The following is a 22,943-nucleotide window of genomic DNA, read 5'->3' as shown; positions in this document are numbered from 1 at the left end:
ATTTTATAATCTTTATGTTATAAATGCAAATCGCTTACTTTGGCTGTTCTGGTCCAATAGCAAACAAAATTTCACATTCACATACGAGCTCGCCGTCAACTGTTGCAGTTCCGCGACCTTTACCCATTTGCCCACGCAATTTTATAAATTCAACTTCTAACTTTAATTGATCGCCCGGTACAACTTGGCGTTTAAAACGACAACTATCTATACCTGTCAGAAAAACAAGTCTCCCTTTATATTGCGGTGCATTTAATAGAGCAACACCGCCAACTTGTGCCAATGCCTCGACAATTAAAACACCTGGCATAACCGGATAGCCCGGAAAATGACCATTAAAAAATTCTTCATTTATCGAAACGTTTTTTAAACCTAGCGCACACTTTCCTTCTTCTATTTCCAGAATGCGATCTACTAATAAAAACGGATAGCGGTGTGGTAATATATTTTGAATTTGTTCTGAGTTTAACAAAATAATCCCCCTCATTTACTCTATAATATTATGTATATAAATGTTCCTAAATATGTATGGCTCAATAAAACAACGAAAGTATGGAAGAAAAGCGCATAATTCCTTGCTGCTTTTGTTCCGCAATATACTTTTTCGTTGCAAAGGGATTGTTCGGTAATGATTTTCCCGACAATCCCTACTCTTTCCCATTTATAATATTGAGAAGATGCTGCCATGTATCGCCTTTTAAAACATCTGATGTCGCGCCATCCCCTATAATACTATAGCCAACAATTAGCCCTGCAATTGTTGCGATGCCAAAGATAAGGAGGACAACTATTATACGCAGCCAAATGGGAATTAGACGAAGTCGGACCCAGCGAGTAGGCTGATCCGTATTGGGCTCAGAAACTTCTTTTAAGCTACGTCTCGTCTTTTTTGCTGGAGACGCTTGTTGTACAACTCGTCTATCTAACTCTTTTGTCATAAATTTTCTCCCTTAGAAATACTGCTTAGCGAATGCCGTTAATCAGTCCAAGCATTTGGTCTGCAATAGTTACTGCACGTGTATTAAATTGATATGAGCGCTGTGCCTGAATCAGATTGGTCATCTCTTGCGATAAATCTACATTCGACATTTCAAGAGCACCTTTTTGAATACCTACCTGACGATTCGCTCCCTGTAAATCCGTTAGCACTTGTGCTTGTGTAAATCCAAGTTCATCTAAGTTTTCCGGTAACCCAATATATGTCCCACCCTGTAATTTTTCCATTACTTGTGGTTTTTGCAATGATGAAATACCTAATTGGAATGTTAAGGTTGTACCATTTGCATAATTCGCAACTAAAGTTCCATCAGAATCCATCGTGAATTGTGTCACATCATCGGGGAATGTAATCGGCTGACCGTTTGCATCTGCTACTTGGTATCCGTCACTGTTCACAAGTGTCACAATTCCAGCTTCTGTAGGAGATACGTAAAAGCTACCATTACGTGTGTATGCAGTACGCACTTCACCTGCATCATTTTGCATCAATACATTAAAGTATTGATTTTTCGTTGTTAAAGCAAAATCCAAATCACGTTCTGTTAATTGGATTGAACCCTGTGCCTGGTTTGATTGGATTTGACCAATTTGTGCCCCAACACCATAACGGATGCCTACAGGCGTATCCCTTACAGTACGGTCATATTCATCGTTTTTAAACTGTTGATAAAGCATTTCAGAAAAATTTGCCTGCTGCGCTTTATAACCATGCGTATTACTATTTGCAATATTTGAACTGATTGTATCTAGTTGCTGTTGAACTTGTGACAATGTGTTTGTCGCAGTCACCATTGTACGTAACATTTTCTAGTACCTCCTTAATTATACGAAACTTCGACGGTTAATGAAAATCATTTGCCATTTCCTTATTTAGTTAACGCGTCCAATTTCGTTTACGGCTTTCTCCATGCTCTTATCATATGCCTGCAGCACTTTTTGATTTGCTTCAAATGCGCGATATGCCGTTAAAAGATCTGTCATTGCTTTTGATGCATCGACATTTGAACCTTCTAAATACTGTTGTTGCATTGAAAACTGAACATTTGCCTGGCCGTAAGCTGAAGGTAAATCGACACCATCCAATGTGTTAAATAAACCATTCTCTTGTTTCATAAGTACATCTGGATTTTCAGAAAATGCGACACCTAATGTGCCAACCTGTACATCATTTTCGTCAAAAATTGCACCATCCGCACTAATACGAATATTGTCGTTTGCAAATTGCAGACGCTCACCATTCGAATCCAATACAAATAGTCCTTGAGGATTTACTAAATTTCCTAGTCCGTCCATTGTAAAGTTCCCGTTACGAGTATAGCTTTCTACACCATCTTCATTTTCCAGACGGAAAAATATTTGAGCTGAATTGCCTGAAGCCTCGTCAATTGGTAACGAACTATTTATTAATGCCACATCTGTCGTTAGGCCTGTAGAGTAAATTTGGCCTTGCGCTTGATTAGGCATAGTTTCTTGTAAATATACACCAGCATTTAACGCGCCCACTGGATTCAGCTTCTTTAATGCAAAGCCTTTTTCTGTAGGGATTGTTGTCGAATTTACTGCAGACATCAACATATCCGGAAAAGATCGGATTGTCGTTTGGTCTGATTTGAAGCCAGGTGTATTAGCATTGGCCATATTATTTGTCAGAATTTCTGTTTTACGTTGTTGTGCAACCATTCCTGTAGCTACTGTATAAAAACCTTTAAACACCCTTTTCACCTCTAATTATGTTTGTATTTATAATTTATCGGTAAAATTTAAAGAATTATTAGTAATTTAACTTATTTATTTACCGCACGATCAATATTGTCCAGCATAATTCCAGTTCCAATTGCCACACAATCCATTGGGTTTTCCGCAACAAATACAGGTACTTTCAGCTCTTCAATTAACAGCTGGTCAATCCCATGCAATAAAGCACCACCGCCTGTTAAAATAACACCTCGATCGATAATATCTGCCGATAATTCCGGTGGCGTTTTTTCTAGGACATCTTTCGCTGCCTGAACAATCATCCCAATCGATTCACGCAATGCTTGCTCAATCTCTTCTGAATTGATTTCGATTACTCTTGGTAAACCAGTAACCATATCTCGACCGCGAATTTCCATTGTGTCTTTGCGTCCACCAGGGAAAACTGTGCCGATTGTTGTTTTAATATTTTCTGCTGTGCGTTCGCCGATTAACAGCTTGTATTCTTTCTTTATGTATTGCAAAATATCATTGTCGAATACATCCCCAGCGACTTTTATAGATTCGCTTGTTACAATATCCCCCATAGACAGCACCGCAACATCCGTTGTACCTCCACCGATATCAACGACCATATTGCCACTAGGCTGGAAAATATCCATACCAGCTCCGATTGCTGCAACTTTAGGTTCTTCTTCCAAGTATACCTTTTTGCCGCCCGATTTCTCTGCTGCTTCCCGAATAGCTTTTTGCTCAACGGATGTAATATTAGTTGGACAGCAAATTAAAATGCGTGGCTTTGAAAGAAAACCTTTTAAGTCCAATTTATTAATAAAATGCTTCAGCATTGCTTCTGTTACATCAAAATCAGCAATTACTCCATCCTTTAATGGACGAATTGCGACGATGTTTCCAGGTGTACGTCCTACCATTTGACGTGCCTCTTCACCGACTGCCAGTACTTTATTTGTCTTTTTATCAATCGCTACTACAGATGGCTCATTTAATACAATCCCTTTACCTTTTAGGTGAATGAGCACATTGGCAGTACCTAAATCTATCCCAATATCTTTAGAAAACATGTTTTGTAATTCTCCTTCCGACCATTTCAACATGCATACGAATCTTTATCTCTGTATCTTAGTCATTTTATCATATACAGTACTTAATTACATCAATATTATGGGAAGGTTTTTCCTTTATAATGGATTTTAATGGAAGAATTATGGAGTTATAATCACTTAAAAAAGCATTTAGTTGCTATAAAAACAGCCTAAATGCTTTTTTCTTGTTGCTTTGATATCCATTTTTTACGTGTTGCTTCACCACCGCGTAAATGGCGAATTGATTTGTTGTAGGATAATACCTGTTGTACTTGTAGCGCAAGTGGTTCATTCACTTGTTTTAGGCGCTCTGTCAAATCTTTGTGTACAGTACTTTTAGAAAATCCCGTCATTTTCGCGAGTGCACGCACGGTTACCCCTGTCTCTACCAACAGTTCACCCAATCGAACGCAGCGTTGCCGAATATGTTCGTGCACGTCCTCTCCCTCTCTATCTCAATTCTAAAGAGCCTTGCTTTCTTAATATTTCACCTTATGTGAGTTGGCTCTTATTTATTCGAGTTAGAATGAAGGAATCGATGAGATCTTGCTAAAAACATTTCTGTATCAATCCATTTTATCAGGAAATCAAAAGGATAAATATTTATTCGGGTTCACTAATACCCCATCTTCAACAACTTCGAAATGTAAATGGATTCCTGCTGTAGGATTCCATTCATTTTCTTGGGAAGTAGCGATTGGCTCACCTTGAGAAACTTTATCTCCTTGTTTCACAAGAATATCTGCCACTGAGTTATAGCGCGTTTGCATACCGTTTGGATGTGTTAGGGTAATCATATTGCCCGTAAACGAATCCATTTTAACCTCTGTCACTTCACCGCTCATTGCAGCTACTACTTCAAAAGGCTCGCTATTAATCGCGATTGATACCCCAGTTGATGTTGTAAACACTTGATTAAATACAAGTAATGCATTTTCTCGTGTTGCTTCATCTTTTGTGACATCATAAAAATCTTGTAAAATTGTTACTTCACTTAAGTATTGTTCTTTAAATGGATACTTTAATGTTTCCTGAGCTGTAGAAGTTGGAATAATTGTTTCTTCCACTGGTGCAGTTACTTCAGTTAATAATTCTTTTTCTTCCTGACTTTCGTATAAAGCGGTAAAACTAAAAATTACAGCCACAATCATTAATGCCATACTACTGTACGCTACCGGCCAAAACCACTTTTTTTGTGTAAATGGTTTCTGAGAAGGCTTTTGTTTAACTTCTCTCATGTTCATCACCTCAAGTGAAAGTGTAGACAGGAGTTTTAAAAGTTAAACATCATTTTTTACAATAATTTATCAATTTTAAGGTAGTATTTGGATAATAGTGCGCAAGTATTTGTTTAGCCGCTGTTCCACTATGTGCCATCGCATTGGCACCATACTGGCTCATGCCTACCCCATGCCCGTAGCCAAAAGTCGTAATTGTAATACCAGTAGCTGTAGCTGACCATTTAAAACTGCTGGATTTCAAATTTAAAAGTGTTCTGATTTCTCGTCCTGACCAGATTTTTTTGCCGATTTTTATCTGCTCTATACGTTTAGAATCATTGAGCTGAATTTTAGCGTTTTGTAATTCGGATTTTGTGAAGTTCTGTTGAAGCATTTTATTTAGTTGCTCAAATGTGTAGTGTGTTTCTTCAGGATCTACTTTCTCGGGTGAAGTGGTAGTTTTTAAATAAGGTATGGAATTGCCACTATAATTTTTGGCGGATTCTGTTTGTTGATAGGACGCAGCATGAAACATTGCTGTAATTAGTTCATCATTGTAGGTGAGGATTTGATTGGCTGTTTGCTGAACTGCTTCTGTAAGTTTTTGTTCATATTCTGCAAAGGTAGTTTGCCATTTTTGTTCACGTAAATTTTGATCATTGTATACTTGGTGTGCGGTCGTTGTAAGAATTGGTTTTGCTCCATAGTCTGTCTGCTTCAATACGTAAGTGCGAGCAGCAATAGCCTGAGCCTTCAAAGCTTCTAAATGGAAGCTTGCCGGCATCTCTCCTGCAAGTACACCGATTAAATAGTCTTCAATTGGTATTGTTTCATTGTTTGCAGTAATAAGTAATGGACATGACGCTGCTTCTGTTATTGGATCAGTTGAAGTTGTGCTTGGTTTTTTAGTCTTAAAAGTAAGAGGGATTAAAAATAATAAAACACAAATGATAAAATAAATTATAATTTTTTTCATGAGACAGTATATGAGAAGATTGGAGGAATATGAGTTGGATTATTTAAGAGAAAGTGAGATATGAACATTCTACTTTGTATTGTCATTATCTATTTTTCGGGACATATATTTTACTGACTAGGAAGTTGCGTTGATTCCTATATAAACTCTCTATTATTATAAAAATCTCTTGAAAATTAAAAAGCATTCCGAAAACTTTACTAGTCCTCGAAATGCCTTAAACTATTTATATTTAAACGGGTACGATTGTTTCCTGTAAGATCTCTTCTTCTGTATCGATGCGCTCAATATGTGCACCTAGAGAAGCCAATTTTTTGTGGAAATCTACATAACCTCGGTCTAAATGGTGTAATTTCGTTACTCGTGTTATACCTTCCGACACTAACCCAGTTAATATAAGTGCTGCTGCTGCGCGTAAATCTGTAGCTGAAACTTCAGCTCCCTGAAGATTTTTTCCACCTTCAATAAATACAGAGCGTCCTTCGATCTTTGCGTCTGCATTCATTCGACGGAATTCTTCAACATGCATGAAACGGTTTTCAAAAACTGTTTCCGTAATGATGCTTGTTCCGTTCGCTGTTAACATTAAGGCCATCATTTGTGATTGCATATCGGTAGGGAATCCTGGATGGGGCATAGTTTTAATATCCACCGCTTTTAAGGGGTCATTTGAACGTACACGTACGCCTTCATCTTCCTCAATAACTTCAACGCCCATTTCACGCATTTTTGCGATTAATGCCGTCATATGCTCAGGTACTGCATTTTCAATAAGTACATCACCGCGTGTAATTGCTGCTGCTACCATAAATGTTCCTGCTTCAATACGATCTGGAATAATGTAATGCTCACAACCTTTTAGTTCCTTAACACCCTCGATGCGTATTGTATCTGTCCCCGCACCGATAACACGACCACCCATCGCGTTAATAAAGTTTGCTAAGTCTACTATCTCAGGTTCTTTTGCTGCATTTTCAATAATCGTTGTACCTTTTGCAAGTGCTGCTGCAGTCATAATATTTTCTGTAGCTCCTACACTTGGGAAGTCTAAATAGATTTCTGCGCCTTTTAATTCATCTTTCACCTTTGCTTCCACATAACCATGTCCAAAGGAGATTTCAGCACCCATTGCCTCAAAGCCTTTTAAATGAAGTTCAATAGGACGAGAGCCAATAGCACATCCGCCAGGTAATGCAACACGTGCATAGCCATTACGTGCCAATAGTGACCCCATCACTAAAATCGATGCTCGCATTTTACTAACAAATTCAAATTGTGCTTCACTTGATAGCTTCATAGAGGCATCTATTATCATTTCATTATTCTCAGCATTAAACTCTACAATTGCATTTAAACTTTTTAATACTTCACCAATCGTTCTAACATCTGCTAGGTTCGGTACGTCTTTAATCATATTTTTATTTTTAGAAGCTAATAGAGAAGCAGCTAAAATTGGTAATACGGCATTTTTTGCACCTTCAACGCGTACTGTACCTTTTAGAGTCTGACCCCCAGTAACAATAATTCTCTCCACAATTCGTCCCTCCGAATTCAATTCTCTTATAATAAATGGATAAGTTCAATTTAACTATAATTATTTTAAACTTCATTTGACTTCAATTTTACACACAAAAATCATACTACATTTATTGGCACTGTATTTCAAGCACCCAAATTACTATTTTAAGCTAATTTTTCTGAAAAGGCTATTAAATTATAATACGCAGCGCAACTATTTAATGTGAATAGACAAATTTTCACATATAAGTACCACCATCTACTAACTACCCAAAACCTCTATATTCGCAAACGTCTATATTTCCTAGGAAATTTTATTTCTTGGAGTGAAAAACAAACAATTATTGCTCCCTACAAGAAATAAAATGGTCATACCCCTTTTTAACCGAATATATAAGGGATAGTTTGCGACCAATCCAGAAAATTTAAAAAGAAGTCTGCTACAGCCGAGCCGATTGCAATACTCATAAATATATAGAAGAGCTGGATCTGAAACGTTTTCCCTTTTTTAAATAATTGTTCAATACGTAAGCCTTGTAATGCATAAAGAGCCATTCCTATAAATATAATGTATGCTAAAACATTAATGATTGCCTGTTGACCAGCTTCAACAAATAAATCCATTTTTCTCCACTCCTTTTATAAAACGGGAATATGTTTCGCGCAATTTTAAACGCTTTCAAATTTTTTGTTACTCGTAAATATGTTACACCCAAAAAAAGCGGGCAGAGAGACCTCTGCCCGCACGTCATCAAATTTAGATGTTACCCTCATGAACGTTGATACGATTCATCGCACGATTTAAAGCTAGTTCCGCACGTTTGAAATCGATGTCATCTTGTTTCTTTTGAAGGCGACCTTCAGCACGCGCTAACGCTTCTCTAGCACGTGCAATATCGATTGAAGCAGCAACTTCAGCAGAAGGAGCCAAAATCGAAATTTTATCAGGACGAACTTCAATGAAACCACCGCTAATCGCTGCAACTTCTGTCGTGCCATCTGCTTTTTTAAGCTTCACTGCACCAATAGCAAGTGGAGCAACCATAGGAATATGGCCAGCTAAGACACCGATTTCACCTGAAGTCGTTTTAGCGATTACCATCGTAACCTCTGAATCGTATACTGAGCCGTCGGGAGTGACAATATTGACTGTAACTGTCTTCATATTTTTTCCTCCTCGTCAGCTAATTAAACTTGTACGCCCATTTCTTTAGCTTTCGCTACTACTTCATCAATTGAACCAACTAAACGGAAAGCATCTTCTGGTAAGTGATCCCATTTGCCATCAAGGATTTCCTTGAATGAACGAACAGTTTCTTTAACAGGTACATAAGAACCTTTTTGACCAGTGAATTGCTCCGCTACGTGGAAGTTTTGAGATAAGAAGAACTGGATACGACGAGCACGTTCTACAGTTTGTTTATCTTCATCAGATAACTCATCCATACCTAAGATAGCAATGATATCTTGTAACTCACGGTAACGTTGGATTGTACGTTGAACACCAGTTGCGATTGCATAGTGTTCTGGTCCAACGATTTCCGGTGATAATGCACGAGAAGTCGAAGCTAGTGGGTCTACAGCTGGATAGATACCCATCTCAGATAATTTACGCTCAAGGTTAGTTGTTGCATCTAAGTGGGCGAATGTTGTAGCCGGAGCCGGGTCAGTATAGTCATCGGCTGGTACGTAAATCGCTTGGATAGAAGTTACAGAACCTTTTGTAGTAGATGTGATACGCTCTTGTAATTTACCCATTTCTGTAGCAAGTGTTGGTTGGTAACCTACCGCTGAAGGCATACGACCTAATAGGGCAGAAACCTCAGAACCTGCTTGTGTGAAACGGAAAATGTTGTCGATGAATAAAAGTACGTCTGCACCTTGCTCATCACGGAAGAATTCAGCCATTGTTAAACCAGTTAAAGCTACGCGCATACGTGCTCCAGGTGGCTCATTCATTTGACCGAATACCATTGCAGTTTGTTTGATTACGCCTGAATCTGTCATTTCGAAGAATAAGTCGTTACCCTCACGAGTACGCTCACCTACACCTGCGAATACAGAGATACCTGCGTGTTCTTGTGCGATGTTGTTGATTAATTCTTGGATTAATACTGTTTTACCTACACCGGCACCACCGAATAGACCGATTTTACCACCTTTGATGTATGGTGCTAATAAGTCTACTACTTTGATACCTGTTTCAAGGATTTCTACAGTAGTTGATAATTCATCGAATGTTGGAGCTTCGCGGTGAATTGAATCACGACGAACGTCTGCAGGAATTTCTTCACCTAAATCGATAACTTCACCAAGTACGTTAAATACGCGACCTAATGTAGCATCACCAACTGGTACTGAGATCGGTGCTCCTGTGTTTGTTACTTCTGCTCCACGTTGTAAACCATCAGTAGATGACATGGCAATTGTACGAACAGAATCGTCACCTAAGTGAAGCGCTACTTCTAATGCAAGAGTAGTCGGAGCTTCGTTAGGACGTTCAATTTTAACTGTTAATGCGTTATAAATATCTGGTAATTGACCATTAGCAAACTTTACGTCTACTACTGGACCCATTACTTGAAGAACGTGTCCGTTGTTCATTACTTTGTACCCTCCTATCGTATTCTTATACGACGTTGGTGAATGCGCCTATTCTAAGGCAGCAGCTCCACCAACGATTTCTGTAATTTCTTGTGTAATCGCCGCTTGACGTGCACGGTTATATTGTAGAGAAAGGTCTGCAATAAGATCGTTTGCATTGTCTGTAGCGTTTTTCATGGCTGTCATACGTGCTGAATGTTCACTCGCTTTTCCATCTAATATAGCGCCATAAATTAAGCTTTCCGCATATTGTGGAAGTAATACTTCTAAAATGGCTTCACCTGATGGCTCAAATTCATAAGCAGCATCGCTTGATGAAGGTGCAATATCAGTTAAAGGAAGAACTTTTTTCACAGTCACTTCGTTTTGAATAGCAGACACGAAGTGATTGTAGTACATATAAAGTTCATCATACGTACCGTCAATGAACATACCAACAGCATTACGAGCGATTTCTTTAATATCAGCAAATGATGGTTGGTCTGGAAGACCGATAACATCTGCGATAACATTGTGTCCACGCTTTACAAAGTAATCACGAACAACACGACCTACTGCTAAGATTACATACTCATCTGTAGAGTTGTGACGTTTCATAATAGTGTTTTGAACCTCACGTAAAATGCTTGAGTTGTAAGCACCTGCTAACCCGCTATCAGAACCGATAACTAAGTAAGCTGTTTTCTTAACAGGACGAGACGTTAACATTGGATGTCCACTATCTTTAGTACCTGCTGCGATTGCGCCTACTACCTCTTGAATTTTCTCCATATATGGAACGTAAGCCTTAGCGTTTTGCTCTGCACGGCGCAACTTTGAAGAAGAAACCATTTGCATTGCTTTAGTAATTTGTTTCGTAGACTTTGTAGAGTTAATACGACCTTTAATTTCGCGTAAGTTTACCACTGGTATTTCACCACCTTTTGATTTTTATCAAGCTCTTATTAAAAAAGAGTTGTCCAGTTTTTCACGCTTTATAAACATGCGTGAAAAACCGTTCAATTCTTACTTACTCAGATTTAGCGAAAGTCTTTTTGAATGCGTTAATTGCTTCAACATACTCTGCATCTGGAGCAAGTTCTTTAGTTGTACGAACATGATCTAAAACATTTGTGTGGTTTGTATCTAACCAGCTTAAGAATTCGTTTTCAAAACGAACGATATCTTGTACTGGAATATCATCTAAGTGACCTTTAGTTAATGCATAAAGGATCGCAACTTGTTTTTCAACTTTAAGTGGTTTGTTTAAGTCTTGTTTTAACACTTCAACTGTACGTTTACCACGCTCTAATTTACCAAGCGTAATTGGGTCTAAGTTAGATCCGAACTGAGCGAATGACTCTAATTCACGGAACGCTGCTAAGTCAAGACGTAATGTACCTGCTACTTTTTTCATCGCTTTGATTTGTGCAGAACCACCTACACGTGATACTGATAAACCAGCGTTGATCGCAGGACGTACACCTGAGTTGAATAAGTCAGATTGTAAGAAGATTTGACCATCTGTAATAGAGATTACGTTTGTTGGGATATATGCAGAGATATCGCCCGCTTGCGTTTCTACGAATGGAAGCGCTGTAATCGAACCATTTTTGTAAGTTTCGTTTAACTTCGCAGCACGCTCAAGTAGACGGCTGTGTAAGTAGAATACGTCACCAGGGTAAGCTTCACGACCTGGAGGACGGCGTAGAAGAAGTGAAAGTTCACGGTATGCTGATGCTTGTTTAGTTAAGTCATCATACACGATTAATACGTGCTTACCATCTAACATGAATTCTTCTGCCATAGAAATACCTGCAAATGGAGCAAGGTATAATAATGGAGCTGGTTGTGATGCAGAAGCTGTTACAACGATTGTGTAATCTAATGCACCATGCTTACGGAAAGTTTCAACTACGTTACGTACAGTTGATTCTTTTTGTCCGATTGCTACGTAGATACAAATCATATCTTCGCCTTGTTGGTTTAAAATTGTATCGATTGCTACAGATGTTTTACCAACTTGACGGTCACCGATGATTAACTCACGTTGACCACGACCGATTGGAACTAAAGCGTCAATCGCTTTAATACCTGTTTGTAATGGCTCATGTACTGATTTACGTGCCATTACACCGAAAGCTGGACTTTCGATTGGACGAGATTTTGTTGTGTTGATTGGACCTAATCCATCCACTGGCATACCAAGTGGGTTTACAACACGCCCAATTAGTGCTTCACCAACTGGTACTTCCATAATACGACCTGTACGACGAACCTCATCGCCTTCTTTGATGCCTAGGTAGTCTCCTAAAATTACGATACCAACGTTACCTTCTTCTAGGTTTTGTGCCATACCCATAACACCGTTTGAGAACTCTAAAAGCTCTCCAGCCATGGCGTTGTCGAGGCCATGAGCACGAGCGATACCGTCACCAACAGTGATAACTGTACCTACTTCGCTTACTTTTAATTCCGATTGATAACCTTCAATCTGCTGTTTAATCAGACTGCTGATTTCTTCAGCTTTGATGCCCATGTATGTTCACCTCTCACATTTCTTAAGATTTAGCCAACTAATACTCGTTTTAAGTCCTCTAGCTTAGAAGCTACAGTGCTGTCGAAAATATAGTTGCCGATTTGAACGCGTACGCCACCAATTAATGACGCATCGATAATGTTTGTAATGTTAAGTTGCTCTTTGCCGACTAACTTACTGAAAGAAGCAGAAATTTCAGCTCTCTCCCCTGCCGTTAACTCGCGCGTAGAGTAAACTTTTGCATCTGCAGAGCCTTGAGCAGCTGCTGCTAATGTTTGATACTGTTCTGCTACAGCTGATAATTCGTTTAAACGTTTCTTTTCAATTAAGAATTGAATCATGTTAATTACGATTGGTTGTGCACCAGTTAAAACTTGTGCAATAAGTTCTTTCTTACGGTCAGTAGAGATTTTAGGAGCAGATAGTAATGCTATAAACTCTTCGTTTAGAGCCATTACTTTTGTAAGTTCCTGCAAATCTGCACTTACTTCAGTAAGAACGTTTTGTTTAATTGCTAATTCAAATGTTGCTTGAGCATAGCGATTTGCTACAGTCGATTGACTCATTTCGCTTCGCCTGCCTTCGCAATCGTTTCTTTAATTAGTGCGCTATTGTCTGCTTCAGAAATTTCTTTCCCAAGAACTTTAGACGCAGCAAGTACTGATAATGAAACCACTTCTTCACGTACAGCAGCGATTGCTTTTTCTTTCTCTGCTTCGATATCACGAACAGCAGATTCTTTTAGACGATTCGCTTCAGCGCGTGCAGCGACAACGATCTCTTCGCGTGTTGCTTCGCCTTGCTTTTTAGCACCTTCAATAATCGATTGTGCTTCTGTACGAGCTTCTTTAAGAAGGCTCTTTTGTTCTTCTAATAGTGCTTGTGTTTCTTTTTTAGCTTTTTCAGCCGCGTCGATTCCGCTTGCAACCAACTCTTCACGCTCGCGCATGATACCCATTAAAGGACCCCAAGCGAACTTTTTAAGAAGTGCCATTAAACCTAAGAAAATCACTAATGTAGCAATAGCATCACCTAAGTTAATGCCAGTGTTACCCGCACCAAGTACAAGATAGTCTAAAAACACGATTGTTTCACTCCCTTCAAGAGCTTGAATAGAAATCTATATTTTGTATTACTTTTTATTCATTTTAAAATTTGTAAAAAAAGGGTACTCCTTTTTTATACAAAACTAATGGCGAAGGGTTTCAAAAGAATTCTACTTCGCCACTGGGTTTAAAATAATCTTAATGAAGACTATTGGTTCATTACGATGAATGCGATTACTACTGCGATGATCGGTAATGCTTCTACTAACGCTACCCCGATGAACATTGTAGTTTGAAGAACGCCACGTGCTTCTGGTTGACGAGCGATACCTTCTACTGTTTTTGAAACGATAAGACCGTTACCAATACCTGCACCTAGTGCTGCTAAACCGATTGCGATTGCTGCTGCTAATAAACCTACTGAACCTACCATTGATAATATCCTCCTTGGATGTGTTGTTTTTTTTTTTTTTCAAATTGCCGCGCTACAATGAATGCGGAAATTTATAATTAATGGTCTGCACTCACTTTGTGAGCCATATAAACCATTGTTAACATAACGAAAATGAAAGCTTGGATAAACCCGATGAAAATTGAGAATCCCATCCATGCCATCATTGGTACGATTGCACCGAAGAAACCAAACACACTTGAAACTGCTAAACCAGTTAGTAACGTTAGTAAAATCTCACCGGCGTAAATGTTACCGTAAAGACGTAGACCAAGAGTTAGCGTATTTGCGAACTCCTCGATAATTTTTAACGGGAACATAAATGACATTGGTTGGACGAATGTTTTAGCATAACCACCTGTACCTTGCATTTTCACGCCGTAATAGTGTGTTAATACTAGAATCATCGACGCTAATGTCATTGTAACGACTGGATCGGCTGTTGGTGATTTCCACCATAAGTCAGATCCGTACAAAATACCACCCATTGGTAAACCAAGTAAGTTGGATACGGCAATGAACATGATTAATGTAATACCTAGAATGTGGAAGCGACCGCCTGTTTTCCAGTCCATGTTACTCTTAATAATACCTTTCACGAAATCCATAATCCATTCCATGAAGTTTTGCATACCAGTCGGTTTTAATGCGAGTCTTCTTGTAGATACAACTGCGATTAAAAATACGATGGCTGCTGCTACTAAAAGAGTTAACACTGTAGATAAGTTGAAAGTAAGCGCCATAAAGCCTAAATCCAAGTGGAGCTCTGGAGCTGTATGATCCATTTTTGCATTCACCTCTCTTTCAAATGCACCTTAGTGGCTTTTTGTTTGATGTACAATTCTTTCTACTACTAAAAAGATGTACGGAATCATCAGCCCAATGACCGTGCTTATTAAATGAAAATATTGTGGCAACGATATTGCGATTGCGACTGCGGCAACACCTGATCCAAAGCGAAGCGCTGTACCGATAGATGCTACTTTTGTCCCTTCACTAATGGAACGGTCAAATTTTTCCATACGTCGAACTAATATCCAAAAGTTATACGTACCAAAGAACGCACCCAGGGCTATACCAGCAAATACAGAATCATATGGCGAAAATCCCCAGCCTAACGCACAAACAACAAGCAAAAAAAAGAACGCTTTCTTCTGCATTGTAAAAATGTGATGCAAATTTAGCATTGGCAATTAATCTCCTGAAACTTTTTCGAGTAAAGAAAGTGTTCATCGACCATTAAATGAATTAAAATCGTAGTGAATGCACTACAAAATTAGAGGCCGTTACAAGTACTAAATAATTTTTACTATAGACAAATCACATAGTAAACATTCATTTCATACTTCTAAATGTCTCTTAATCTTCACGGACTTAATCCAGACGCAACGTTGCAAATTGACGAATTTCGTTTCAACCGTCAATCTAGTAGAAACTTGATATAACAAGTGTTTCAACGTCTTCAGACTAAACGAAACCCTTATCATTCTTACCCTTTGTAAGCATACAATAGGGGGTTTTTGATGTCAATTAGTAATGGTGAAAAACTTCACACAGTTAAATTCCTTGTCAAATTGTTGACAAATTTGTGTATTCTTGTTCATAATTATTCTCTGCTTTTTTTCACTAAAGCTGAAATTCGCTATTTCATGCATTTTTTCCATTCCCACTTAATATGAAGCATCATAGAAAAATTTTTTTAGCAATAATAGCGAATTTTGCTATTGACAAAATAGAAATAAGTGTAACCTCCTATTTTTCCCTCTTAAAGGTCAAAATTATTGCGCTAGGATAAGTTTATCTAGTTTCTGCATTTTTAATTATATCTTCCAATAGTTGCTTTTGTGCGAACTTTAACAATGCTTCCACGATACGAGCAGATGCAAATCCATCACCATATGGGTTCGATGCATGAGCCATCGCTTCGTATGCTTTATTATTTGTTAATAGTTCTTTCGCCATTGAGTAAATAACTTCCTCATCTGTACCAGCAAGCTTTAATGTACCAGCCGCAATACCTTCCGGACGTTCAGTCGTATCACGTAATACGAGCACTGGCTTTCCTAACGATGGTGCTTCTTCCTGCACTCCACCTGAATCAGTTAAAATCATATAGGAACGTGCTGCAAAGTTATGGAAATCAAACACTTCCAATGGTTCAATTAAATGAACTCTCGGGTTGTCGCCTAAAATTTCATTTGCAACTTCTCGAACTGCCGGATTCATATGCACTGGATACACCACTTGAATATCTGTATGTTCATTTAATAAACGCATAATGGCACGGAACATATTACGCATTGGATTACCTAAGTTTTCACGACGATGTGCCGTCAGTAAAATCATTCGGTCTGTCCCTATCTTTTCAAGTACTGGGTGGGTATAGTTTTCACTAACAGTAGTTTTCAGCGCATCGATCGCCGTATTACCTGTTACGAAAATTGATTCATCCAGCTTGTTTTCTTTTAGGAGGTTTGCTCTAGATTGTTCTGTAGGAGCAAAATGCAAATCTGCCATTACACCCGTCAACTGTCGATTCATCTCTTCTGGATAAGGCGAGTATTTTTGTCCTGTACGTAAACCTGCCTCTACGTGACCAATTGCAATCTGATTATAAAAAGCAGCTAAACTCCCCACAAATGTTGTCGCAGTATCTCCATGAACTAATACAATATCCGGCTTTGCCTCTTTCATTACACGGTCAAGACCAAGTAATGCATTTGTCGCTACATCGACCAATGTTTGGCGATCCTTCATTATATTTAAATCATAATTTGGTGTAATATCGAACGTTTCCAATACTTGATCAAGCATTTGACGGTGTTGCGCTGTCACAGTTACGATGGATTCAATTTCCTCTGGATGCTTTTCTAACTCCAACACAAGTGGTGCCATTTTAATTGCTTCTGGACGCGTCCCAAAAATCGTCATAACTTTAAACTTTTTCGTCATCATTCTTCTCCTTGTCTAATCTAGAGTATTAATTATTGCATTGATTTTAGCAGGTGTTTCAAACACTGCCGATTCAAGATAAAACGCCCGTTACTTGTGTACGGGCGTTTGTTGTTTTCATTATTTTGTACCGAATAAGCGATCCCCGGCATCACCTAAACCTGGTACGATATAGCCGTGGTCGTCTAGTTTTTCATCTAAAGATGCAATGTAAATATCTACATCCGGGTGTAATTTTTGAATTTCTTCTACACCTTCTGGAGCAGCAATTAAGCACATAAACTTAATGCTTTTAGCGCCACGCTTTTTCAGTGAGTTGATTGCTTCAACAGCTGAACCACCTGTTGCTAACATTGGGTCGACAATAATAAAGTCACGTTCTTCAACATCAGCTGGAAGTTTTGCATAATATTCTACAGGCTTTAGCGTCTCTGGATCACGGTAAAGACCAATATGCCCTACTTTTGCAGCAGGAATTAGCTTTAATACTCCGTCTACCATTCCGATACCTGCACGTAAAATTGGTACAATCGCAATTTTCTTACCTGACAGTACTTTTGCCTTTGCTTTTGTAACAGGTGTTTCCACTTCAATTTCTTCAAGTGGTAAATCACGTGTAATTTCAAAAGCCATCAATGTTGCGACTTCATCTACTAGCTCGCGGAATTCTTTTGTCCCAGTATCTTTATCTCGAATATAAGTTAACTTATGCTGAATTAATGGGTGGTCAAATACGTATACTTTACTCACATTGACATCTCCTAACTGTTGTTTATCTAAGTTAGTATAACAGAAAATAAAGTTAACGAAAACTCTCACAGGAATGTTTTGAAAAACGTCTTATTTTGTATAGTAGAGTTTATATTTCACAATAATTAAAATAGATATATTCTTCACTAAAATAGCTAGTATATGTCCGCTTTCTCTTTCAGATAGCTTTACCCTTAACTTGCCCTCCATGCAAAAAAATACCCTTCTTAATATTTGCAAGAAGAATATAATAAAAGCCTTTCTAATTACAGATGTGTAGTTAGAAAGGCTGAAATTTAATTAAGCATATAATGGATATTTCGCTGTTAAAGCTTCTACACGTTTACGGGCTTCTTCTTTTACTGCAGTGTCTTCATGATTTTTAAGAACAGATGCCATGATTTTGCCTACTTCAATAACATCCTCTTCTTTAAAGCCACGAGATGTTACTGCAGCTGTACCTACACGTATTCCAGAAGTTACAAATGGAGATTCTGTATCGAATGGAATTGTATTTTTGTTCGTTGTAATCGCTACTTCATCTAATACATGCTCTGCAACTTTACCTGTTAAACCTAAAGATTTTACATTTAATAGAAGTAAGTGGTTATCTGTACCGCCTGATACGATTTCAACGCCTTCTTCCATTAAAGATTTAGCTAATGCTGCTGCATTTAGTTTAATTTGTTTTGCGTACTGTTTAAATTCTGGTTGTAATGCTTCACCGAATGATACTGCTTTTGCAGCGATGACGTGCATTAATGGACCACCTTGAATACCTGGGAATACTGATTTGTTTAATTCTTTTTCCCATTTCGCATCATTTGTTAAGATCATACCACCACGAGGACCACGTAATGTTTTGTGTGTTGTTGTTGTTACGAAATCTGCGTATGGTACTGGGTTTTGGTGTTCACCCGCAGCAACTAGACCAGCAATATGTGCCATATCTACCATGAAGTATGCGCCTACTTCATCAGCGATTTCCCGGAATTTTGCGAAGTCAATTTCACGAGGATAAGCTGAAGCACCGGCAACGATTAACTTTGGCTTAGATTCCAACGCTTTTTGTCTTACATCTTCATAGTCGATGACATTTGTATCTTCTGTTACACCGTACTCTACGAAATTATATAAAATACCAGAGAAGTTAACTGGAGAACCATGCGTTAAGTGACCACCGTGAGATAAGTTCATCCCTAATACTGTATCACCTGGTTTTAAAATTGTATGGTATACTGCCATGTTGGCTTGTGCACCTGAGTGAGGCTGTACGTTAACATATGTAGCTCCGAATAATTCTTTTGCACGGTCGCGCGCAATATTTTCAACTACGTCTACATGCTCGCAGCCGCCATAATAACGTTTCCCAGGATAGCCTTCTGCATACTTATTTGTAAGATATGAGCCTTGTGCTTCCATTACAGCTTCCGATACGAAGTTTTCTGAAGCAATTAACTCAATGTTCGTGTTTTGACGTTTTTTCTCTAAAAGAATTGCGTCTAAAATTGCTTTGTCTTGTCCAGCTAAGTTTTCAAATGCCATTATAAAAATCCCCCTAAATTTTGTTCCGAATAGATCGGAGTTTCCAATTCAAAATGATGTATGTAACGTTAAAGCGTTACTTATATTGCGCACGTTCTCCACCGATAAGTTTTGGACGTGTTGTCGCTAATGTAATGACAGCATTACCTAAACGTTTTACAGATGTTCGAATAGGTACCGCTACAGCTTTCAAATGCATGCCGATTAAAGTTTGACCGATATCAATGCCATAGTGCGCCTGAATCGATTCCACAACTACAGGTTCAGTCAATTGTGAAAAAGCATAGGCGGACATGGAGCCACCCGCTGTACGCACTGGAATGACTGAAACTGGTTCTAAGTGATACTTTTTAGCCACAGCTGACTCAAGCGTTAAAGCTCGATTAATATGTTCGCAGCCCTGAAAAACTAAATGGATATTGTTTCTTTGTGCGAATTTTGAGAATTCTTTATATAAAACTTCTGCAACATTGAGTGCGCCGGCTGTACCGATCTTTTCGCCCATTACTTCCGACGTGGAACAGCCAACGACAAAAAGCTGATCTTCAGTAAACTTCACTTGTTGCTCAAATTCAATTAATGCTTGTTTTAAATCATTTTGCAAATCGTGTAAGTCCGTCATTGGATCACTCCTTGTTACCCTTCAATTTCTGAAATCTTTTCTACGCGGCGAATATGACGGCCACCTTCGAATTCAGTATTCAACCAAGTTTCAACAATTTCTCTAGCCAATCCTGGTCCTATTACACGCTCGCCCATCGCCAATACATTGGAATCATTATGACAGCGTGTTGCTTTCGCAGAAAATACGTCATGTACAAGTGCACAGCGGATGCCTTTAAACTTATTGGCAGCAATCGAAATACCAATACCTGTCCCGCAAATTAGTATTCCGCGGTCGAACTCACCTGCTGCTACACGTTCTGCTACGGGACGAGCATAGTCTGGATAGTCTACAGAATCATTTGTTTGTGGACCAAAGTCTTCATAACTTATCGACATTTCGTCCAATAGTGACATAATTTCTTTTCTTAAATTATTTCCACCGTGGTCTGATGAAATCGCAATTTTCATGAAGGTACCTCCTACCTCTTTTTTACTCAATTATATTCAACATCAGTGTACCATTTATTACATCAAAATGACACGTCTTTTCCTCAGAAGTTTCGTATTATCACTTCAAAACACGAATATTAAACCTATAATATTATTATATTGTTATTTTTTTGGACAATTCGCTTTAAAAGTTTACATAAAAAAGATCACCCTTATAAGAGTGATCTTTTCCAATTATTGTATAGATAATAAATAATCTGCTACTGCCTCTTCTTCGCCTGCTGCAGTTCCTGCAGGCATTGCGCCTTTACCATTTTCTAAAACATCGATAATTTCCTCTTTAGATAATGAGATGTTAGTTAAGTCCGGTCCCATTGCTCCTGACAAATCTCCCCCGTGACAGCCGATACAGCTAGCATTCACTACTTTTACCCCTTCTGAAACATCTGACGTAGCTGAGTCATTTGATTCAGTAGGCGTTGAATTTGTAGTGTCTGTATCTGTTTCTTCTGCATCCCCACATGCAGCTAAACCAGCTACTACTACACCCATTAATAACCAGTATTTGAGCTTTTTCAAAACGATCCCTCCAGGATTAATTTTTATACGTAATATTCCGTACATACCCTATTCATTTCAACATGAAACGACAAACCCCTTTTATAATGCACATAGAGTCATAATTATGACAAATAAGAAACCCTTTATAGAATTGGATTTCGTCCAATTCTATAAAGGGTATTGACAATCTATTGATTGCGGTCGAATTGCTGAATCATTCGATATAGCTCAGCAGATTGCTGTTTTAAATCACTCGCCAATGCTTCTACTTGCTTAATAGCATGAGCTTGTTCTAAAGAGGCAGCACTTACTTCCTGCGCACTTGCGGATGTTTGTTCAGCAATTGCGGCTACTTCTTGTGATTGATGTGATGTATGCTCAATATTTTTCATTTGCTGTTCAACCAATTGGGAGATTTGAACAACATCATCTGCCATTTCATACACTGATTTCGTCATGCCTTCAACTGCTGTTGTCGTTTCAGATACACGTGAAGACTCGTTGGCAGCAAATGAAACTTGTTCGTTCATTTGTTTTACTACAATAGATACATTTTGTTGCATCGTCTGAATTAATTTTGTAATTCCTTGAACTGCGTTAGCACTTTCATCGGCTAAACCACGTACTTCTTCTGCTACTACCGCAAAGCCTTTACCGTGCTCACCTGCTCGTGCTGCTTCAATTGAGGCATTTAATGCAAGTAAATTCGTTTGACCTGCAATATCTCCAACTAAGCCGATAATTCGTTCAATTTGCTCTGCATTTTTTTCTAATTCGCGAATATTGACCAATGAATTTTCATTATCCGCTGCAATTTTTTGAATACTATTTACGACTCCGTGAATCGCATCTGTAGTTGACGTTAAATTGGACAAAAGATCTTTCGAACGGCTGGCTGTATGCAACGCTTTGTTGTTTACTTCAGATGCCAGTGTACGTACTTCTTCAATAGCTTCTACTGTTTCTTGAATCGCAACTGCGGAAGATTCAGCTCCTAAAGAAATTTGACTGATATTGCTCGTAATTTGCTCAGCATTATTCGTTACAGATATACTTTCATCTGAAAGCTTTCGAATAGTTTCATCTGTAGTTTTATAATTTCCCTCAATGCCATTAACCATTTTGCGCAAATTAACAACCATCGCCTGAAATGCCTCAGCTACAGTCCGGATTTCATCATTTGTTTTCGGCATGTCGACATCTTTCCCAATCTTGCCCTCAGCTACCTGATTGGCACTGCTCTCTAATCGCTGTAACGGACGTACAATTACTAAACTAAACACAGCTGCCAAAGCACAAGACCAAAAGATTCCTAATACATATGTAATAATTTGAAACATGCTCGTACTAGTATTTTCGAAAAACATCGGACGTAAATATTCGATAAACACAAAACTGCATGTATATGTAATAAGCGCTAATATCCCGACAAATAATACGAGCTTCCGACGTAAACTAAATGATTTTCTCTGTGAATCCATGTTAAATTTTTCCCTCCAATTGTAATTTGGTCTCTAGTTTATTAATCGCTTCGTTTAGTTGGTCATATGTCTGCTCATATATTTGAAGGTTGCCTCCAAATGGATCTTGGATATCCGGTCCACCCTCCATCGCTACATATTCTTTTAACGTAAACGTTTTATGTGCAGCTTCTTCAACAAGACTAATGACCATTTCTTTATGTGCCGTCGTCATTGTTAAAATTAAATCTGCCCACTGTGCATCGTTCTTTGTAAACTGCGAAGAGTGATGGGGTTGAAAAATATCCTTTTGCAATAATATTTCTTCGGCATTTCGGGACATTCCATTCCCCTCGTAGGCATAAATACCCGCAGAACGTACATTTATATTCTCATAGTTTTTAGCTTTTAAAATTGCTTCTGCCATAGGACTTCTACATGTGTTTCCTGTACAAATAAAGTAAATATTTATCTTCCTCACACCCTCTA

The 22,943-nt window shown here is 38.4% G+C and carries 27 protein-coding genes; all 27 read right to left on the bottom strand.

From position 1 onward, the window contains the following. Positions 1 to 34: 34 nt before the first annotated feature. Complete coding sequence (gene fabZ / locus MHH95_RS07200) at positions 35 to 472, bottom strand: 3-hydroxyacyl-ACP dehydratase FabZ (protein ID WP_340726947.1); 438 nt, start codon at positions 470 to 472, stop codon at positions 35 to 37. Positions 473 to 647: 175 nt separating this feature from the next. Then, positions 648 to 938 carry a DNA-directed RNA polymerase subunit beta gene (locus tag MHH95_RS07195; RefSeq protein WP_340726946.1) on the bottom strand — a complete coding sequence of 97 codons (291 nt, stop codon included), beginning with the start codon at positions 936 to 938 and terminating at the stop codon, positions 648 to 650. A gap of 25 nt (positions 939 to 963) precedes the next feature. Further along, the gene (locus MHH95_RS07190; RefSeq protein ID WP_340726945.1) at positions 964 to 1,803 is read right to left on the bottom strand and encodes a flagellar hook-basal body protein; all 840 of its coding nucleotides are present in this window, start codon (positions 1,801 to 1,803) and stop codon (positions 964 to 966) included. A gap of 66 nt (positions 1,804 to 1,869) precedes the next feature. Beyond that, positions 1,870 to 2,712 carry a flagellar hook-basal body protein gene (locus MHH95_RS07185; RefSeq protein WP_340726944.1) on the bottom strand — a complete coding sequence of 281 codons (843 nt, stop codon included), beginning with the start codon at positions 2,710 to 2,712 and terminating at the stop codon, positions 1,870 to 1,872. A gap of 71 nt (positions 2,713 to 2,783) precedes the next feature. After that, a complete protein-coding gene (locus MHH95_RS07180) occupies positions 2,784 to 3,776 on the bottom strand; it encodes a rod shape-determining protein (RefSeq protein WP_340727316.1) in 993 nt (330 codons plus the stop codon). A 191-nt stretch (positions 3,777 to 3,967) separates the two neighbouring features. Then, entirely contained in the window at positions 3,968 to 4,234 is a 267-nt protein-coding gene (locus MHH95_RS07175; RefSeq protein WP_191700818.1) for a sporulation transcriptional regulator SpoIIID, read from the bottom strand. A gap of 150 nt (positions 4,235 to 4,384) precedes the next feature. Next, the gene (locus MHH95_RS07170) at positions 4,385 to 5,035 is read right to left on the bottom strand and encodes a M23 family metallopeptidase (RefSeq protein ID WP_340726943.1); all 651 of its coding nucleotides are present in this window, start codon (positions 5,033 to 5,035) and stop codon (positions 4,385 to 4,387) included. Positions 5,036 to 5,084: 49 nt separating this feature from the next. Beyond that, positions 5,085 to 5,993: a stage II sporulation protein D gene (gene spoIID, locus MHH95_RS07165; RefSeq protein WP_340726942.1), complete on the bottom strand. Its 909-nt coding sequence runs from the start codon at positions 5,991 to 5,993 to the stop codon at positions 5,085 to 5,087. A 232-nt stretch (positions 5,994 to 6,225) separates the two neighbouring features. Further along, positions 6,226 to 7,527, bottom strand: a complete 1,302-nt coding sequence (gene murA / locus MHH95_RS07160; RefSeq protein WP_340726941.1) for a UDP-N-acetylglucosamine 1-carboxyvinyltransferase — start codon at positions 7,525 to 7,527, stop codon at positions 6,226 to 6,228. A gap of 365 nt (positions 7,528 to 7,892) precedes the next feature. Next, positions 7,893 to 8,135, bottom strand: a complete 243-nt coding sequence (locus MHH95_RS07155; RefSeq protein WP_340726940.1) for a DUF1146 family protein — start codon at positions 8,133 to 8,135, stop codon at positions 7,893 to 7,895. Between the two features lie 133 nt (positions 8,136 to 8,268). After that, positions 8,269 to 8,676 (bottom strand): F0F1 ATP synthase subunit epsilon, encoded by a 408-nt coding sequence (locus tag MHH95_RS07150; protein WP_340726939.1) that lies wholly within the window; start codon positions 8,674 to 8,676, stop codon positions 8,269 to 8,271. 23 nt (positions 8,677 to 8,699) lie between these two features. Further along, a complete protein-coding gene (gene atpD / locus MHH95_RS07145; RefSeq protein WP_191700812.1) occupies positions 8,700 to 10,115 on the bottom strand; it encodes a F0F1 ATP synthase subunit beta in 1,416 nt (471 codons plus the stop codon). A 48-nt stretch (positions 10,116 to 10,163) separates the two neighbouring features. Further along, a complete protein-coding gene (gene atpG, locus MHH95_RS07140) occupies positions 10,164 to 11,021 on the bottom strand; it encodes an ATP synthase F1 subunit gamma (protein WP_340726938.1) in 858 nt (285 codons plus the stop codon). A gap of 103 nt (positions 11,022 to 11,124) precedes the next feature. Further along, positions 11,125 to 12,633 (bottom strand): F0F1 ATP synthase subunit alpha, encoded by a 1,509-nt coding sequence (gene atpA / locus MHH95_RS07135; protein WP_191700810.1) that lies wholly within the window; start codon positions 12,631 to 12,633, stop codon positions 11,125 to 11,127. Between the two features lie 29 nt (positions 12,634 to 12,662). Next, complete coding sequence (locus tag MHH95_RS07130) at positions 12,663 to 13,199, bottom strand: F0F1 ATP synthase subunit delta (RefSeq protein WP_340726937.1); 537 nt, start codon at positions 13,197 to 13,199, stop codon at positions 12,663 to 12,665. Further along, positions 13,196 to 13,717, bottom strand: coding sequence for a F0F1 ATP synthase subunit B (atpF, locus tag MHH95_RS07125; RefSeq protein WP_340726936.1), 522 nt, complete (start codon positions 13,715 to 13,717; stop codon positions 13,196 to 13,198). Before atpF ends, MHH95_RS07130 begins: the two co-directional genes overlap by 4 nt. A gap of 170 nt (positions 13,718 to 13,887) precedes the next feature. Beyond that, positions 13,888 to 14,112, bottom strand: a complete 225-nt coding sequence (gene atpE, locus MHH95_RS07120) for a F0F1 ATP synthase subunit C (protein WP_191700807.1) — start codon at positions 14,110 to 14,112, stop codon at positions 13,888 to 13,890. 77 nt (positions 14,113 to 14,189) lie between these two features. Then, on the bottom strand, positions 14,190 to 14,915 hold the full coding sequence (gene atpB, locus MHH95_RS07115) for a F0F1 ATP synthase subunit A (protein ID WP_340726935.1): 726 nt from the start codon (positions 14,913 to 14,915) through the stop codon (positions 14,190 to 14,192). 30 nt (positions 14,916 to 14,945) lie between these two features. Beyond that, complete coding sequence (locus MHH95_RS07110) at positions 14,946 to 15,317, bottom strand: ATP synthase subunit I (RefSeq protein WP_191700805.1); 372 nt, start codon at positions 15,315 to 15,317, stop codon at positions 14,946 to 14,948. Positions 15,318 to 15,927: 610 nt separating this feature from the next. Next, positions 15,928 to 17,082 (bottom strand): non-hydrolyzing UDP-N-acetylglucosamine 2-epimerase, encoded by a 1,155-nt coding sequence (gene wecB / locus MHH95_RS07105; protein WP_340726934.1) that lies wholly within the window; start codon positions 17,080 to 17,082, stop codon positions 15,928 to 15,930. Between the two features lie 120 nt (positions 17,083 to 17,202). Next, entirely contained in the window at positions 17,203 to 17,832 is a 630-nt protein-coding gene (gene upp / locus MHH95_RS07100) for a uracil phosphoribosyltransferase (RefSeq protein WP_191700803.1), read from the bottom strand. A gap of 300 nt (positions 17,833 to 18,132) precedes the next feature. Then, positions 18,133 to 19,377: a serine hydroxymethyltransferase gene (gene glyA / locus MHH95_RS07095; RefSeq protein WP_340726933.1), complete on the bottom strand. Its 1,245-nt coding sequence runs from the start codon at positions 19,375 to 19,377 to the stop codon at positions 18,133 to 18,135. Between the two features lie 76 nt (positions 19,378 to 19,453). Then, on the bottom strand, positions 19,454 to 19,999 hold the full coding sequence (locus MHH95_RS07090) for a TIGR01440 family protein (RefSeq protein ID WP_340726932.1): 546 nt from the start codon (positions 19,997 to 19,999) through the stop codon (positions 19,454 to 19,456). Positions 20,000 to 20,013: 14 nt separating this feature from the next. After that, positions 20,014 to 20,451, bottom strand: a complete 438-nt coding sequence (gene rpiB, locus MHH95_RS07085; RefSeq protein ID WP_191700800.1) for a ribose 5-phosphate isomerase B — start codon at positions 20,449 to 20,451, stop codon at positions 20,014 to 20,016. Positions 20,452 to 20,667: 216 nt separating this feature from the next. Further along, the gene (locus tag MHH95_RS07080) at positions 20,668 to 21,012 is read right to left on the bottom strand and encodes a c-type cytochrome (RefSeq protein ID WP_340726931.1); all 345 of its coding nucleotides are present in this window, start codon (positions 21,010 to 21,012) and stop codon (positions 20,668 to 20,670) included. 170 nt (positions 21,013 to 21,182) lie between these two features. Beyond that, positions 21,183 to 22,475, bottom strand: coding sequence for a methyl-accepting chemotaxis protein (locus tag MHH95_RS07075; protein ID WP_340726930.1), 1,293 nt, complete (start codon positions 22,473 to 22,475; stop codon positions 21,183 to 21,185). 1 nt (position 22,476) lies between these two features. Further along, on the bottom strand, positions 22,477 to 22,935 hold the full coding sequence (locus MHH95_RS07070) for a low molecular weight protein arginine phosphatase (protein WP_445682994.1): 459 nt from the start codon (positions 22,933 to 22,935) through the stop codon (positions 22,477 to 22,479). Positions 22,936 to 22,943 lie beyond the last annotated feature (8 nt).

The organism is Solibacillus sp. FSL K6-4121, assembly GCF_038002585.1.
In the GTDB taxonomy this organism is placed as follows: domain Bacteria; phylum Bacillota; class Bacilli; order Bacillales_A; family Planococcaceae; genus Solibacillus; species Solibacillus faecavium.
This window is presented reverse-complemented; position numbering and strand designations above follow the sequence as displayed.

Excerpts from the sequence above, each read along its gene's own strand:
- MHH95_RS07130 (WP_340726937.1), bottom strand. The coding sequence starts at position 13,199 with ATGAGTCAATCGACTGTAGCAAATCGCTATGCTCAAGCAACATTTGAA.
- MHH95_RS07155 (WP_340726940.1), bottom strand. The coding sequence starts at position 8,135 with ATGGATTTATTTGTTGAAGCTGGTCAACAGGCAATCATTAATGTTTTA.
- MHH95_RS07150 (WP_340726939.1), bottom strand. The coding sequence starts at position 8,676 with ATGAAGACAGTTACAGTCAATATTGTCACTCCCGACGGCTCAGTATAC.
- atpE (WP_191700807.1), bottom strand. The coding sequence starts at position 14,112 with ATGGTAGGTTCAGTAGGTTTATTAGCAGCAGCAATCGCAATCGGTTTA.
- MHH95_RS07180 (WP_340727316.1), bottom strand. The coding sequence starts at position 3,776 with ATGTTTTCTAAAGATATTGGGATAGATTTAGGTACTGCCAATGTGCTC.
- atpB (WP_340726935.1), bottom strand. The coding sequence starts at position 14,915 with ATGGATCATACAGCTCCAGAGCTCCACTTGGATTTAGGCTTTATGGCG.
- atpD (WP_191700812.1), bottom strand. The coding sequence starts at position 10,115 with ATGAACAACGGACACGTTCTTCAAGTAATGGGTCCAGTAGTAGACGTA.
- atpA (WP_191700810.1), bottom strand. The coding sequence starts at position 12,633 with ATGGGCATCAAAGCTGAAGAAATCAGCAGTCTGATTAAACAGCAGATT.
- spoIID (WP_340726942.1), bottom strand. The coding sequence starts at position 5,993 with ATGAAAAAAATTATAATTTATTTTATCATTTGTGTTTTATTATTTTTA.
- glyA (WP_340726933.1), bottom strand. The coding sequence starts at position 19,377 with ATGGCATTTGAAAACTTAGCTGGACAAGACAAAGCAATTTTAGACGCA.
- MHH95_RS07195 (WP_340726946.1), bottom strand. The coding sequence starts at position 938 with ATGACAAAAGAGTTAGATAGACGAGTTGTACAACAAGCGTCTCCAGCA.
- MHH95_RS07090 (WP_340726932.1), bottom strand. The coding sequence starts at position 19,999 with ATGACGGACTTACACGATTTGCAAAATGATTTAAAACAAGCATTAATT.
- rpiB (WP_191700800.1), bottom strand. The coding sequence starts at position 20,451 with ATGAAAATTGCGATTTCATCAGACCACGGTGGAAATAATTTAAGAAAA.
- wecB (WP_340726934.1), bottom strand. The coding sequence starts at position 17,082 with ATGACGAAAAAGTTTAAAGTTATGACGATTTTTGGGACGCGTCCAGAA.
- MHH95_RS07190 (WP_340726945.1), bottom strand. The coding sequence starts at position 1,803 with ATGTTACGTACAATGGTGACTGCGACAAACACATTGTCACAAGTTCAA.
- MHH95_RS07075 (WP_340726930.1), bottom strand. The coding sequence starts at position 22,475 with ATGGATTCACAGAGAAAATCATTTAGTTTACGTCGGAAGCTCGTATTA.
- MHH95_RS07170 (WP_340726943.1), bottom strand. The coding sequence starts at position 5,035 with ATGAGAGAAGTTAAACAAAAGCCTTCTCAGAAACCATTTACACAAAAA.
- MHH95_RS07110 (WP_191700805.1), bottom strand. The coding sequence starts at position 15,317 with ATGCTAAATTTGCATCACATTTTTACAATGCAGAAGAAAGCGTTCTTT.